At 64.7% G+C, this 1475-nt stretch carries 2 protein-coding genes; both read right to left on the bottom strand.

Translation table 11 applies throughout. The features are described 5' to 3' along the window. Window positions 1-637 (bottom strand): NAD-dependent epimerase/dehydratase family protein (locus tag MJD61_09035; GenBank protein MCG8555414.1); only part of this gene is annotated, 637 nt, incomplete at its 3' end. After that, window positions 634-1475: DUF3553 domain-containing protein (locus MJD61_09030; protein ID MCG8555413.1), on the bottom strand; the 842-nt coding region annotated here is incomplete at its 5' end. The genes MJD61_09030 and MJD61_09035, both read right to left, overlap by 4 nt.

Raw genomic sequence — 1475 nt, 5'->3', positions numbered from 1 at the left:
CATCCGGCGTGGGGTAATCACCGCCGAAGATCTTGATGTCCGGGCGCTGACCCAGGGCGACTTGCAGGGTCAGTGGGATCAGATGGCTCTCCGGCTGGTGGGCTTCGCCGCGGCCGGGCAGCGCGCCGGCGGCGTTGAAGTAGCGCAGGGCGGCGTAGCGCAGGCCGTGCAGTTCCTGATAGCGTTTGAGCGCGTTTTCAACCATCAGCTTGGTCTCGCCGTAGACGTTCTGGGGGCCGATGGGCGAGTCTTCGGTCAGCGGTTCATCGCTGGTCTGGTAGAGCGCGGCGGTGGAGGACATGATGAATTTAGGCACCCCGGCGGCCTGGGCCGCGGCCAGCAGGCGCAGCGAGTTGACCAGGTTGTTCTCGAAGTACTTGCCGGGGTCTTGCATGCTCTCCCCGGCTTCGATGAAAGCGGCGAAGTGCAGCACGGCGTCGTGGCCGGGGCGCAGGGCTTCTTCCAGTGCGGACGTGTCGCCCAGGTCGGCGTGGATGAACTCGGCCGCGGCGGGCACGGCGGCGCGATGCCCGGTGACGAGTGAATCATAGACGGTGACCTGGTGGCCCTGCTCAACAAGGGCCTGAGCCACGGCCCCGCCAATGTAGCCGGCGCCACCGGTAATGAAGAGCTTCATGACTGGTCCTGTTCCTTCTCTACGGTTTCCAGCTTGGCGAAGGCGGCGACCACTTTCTTGAGGCCCACGTCTTCAAAAAAGATGTCAACCACTTCGTCGTCGTCTTGGACGCGGCTGTTGAGCACCATGCCCTCGCCCCAGGCGGGGTGGCGCACGGCCATGCCGGGTTCGAATTGCTGCTCGACCCGCACGGGTTCGGGCGCGCTGGGCGTCTCCCACAGGTCGGGGCGGGCGGGTGGCGCGCTGCGGGCCTGGTTGCCGCCCTCAACGAGGTCATCGGGCAGGTCGGCCAGGAAGCGCGAGGGATCCACAGGCTCGGAGTAGCCGTATTGGTTGCGGAACTGGTGGTGGACGAGATAGAGCTGGTCCTGGGCGCGGGTGATGCCGACGTAGAAGAGGCGGCGCTCTTCGGCCATCTCTTCGGGATCGTCCATGGAACGCGAATGGGGCAGGGTGCCTTCGTCCAGGCCGGTGATGAAGACCACCGGGAATTCGAGGCCCTTGGCGGTGTGCAGGGTCAGCAAAGTGGGCACGGATGCGTTCTCGTCGATGGTGTCCTGGTCGCTGACCAGAGCGATGCTTTCCAGGAAATCGCCCAGGCTCTGATCCTTGTTTTCGGCGGCCAGGCGGCGCAATTCCAGCACGTTCTCCCAGCGATCGAGACCCTCTTCTTCGCCGGCGTCCAGCAGGTAGCTGTGATAGTCGATGTCGGCCAGGATACGGTCCATCAGTTCCATAGGCGGCAGCTCGGCCGCGGCAGCCTGCCACTTGGCGAGCAGCTTGGCAAAGTGGCCTACCGATTGGCGCGAGAGTTTCTTGAGTTCGTCAAAGACGGGGT

It is taken from the genome of Pseudomonadota bacterium, assembly GCA_022361155.1.
Taxonomy (GTDB): Bacteria; Myxococcota_A; Polyangia; order Polyangiales; family JAKSBK01; genus JAKSBK01.
The sequence above is the reverse complement of the archived record's forward strand: the minus strand, read 5'-3'. Positions and strand labels throughout refer to the sequence as shown.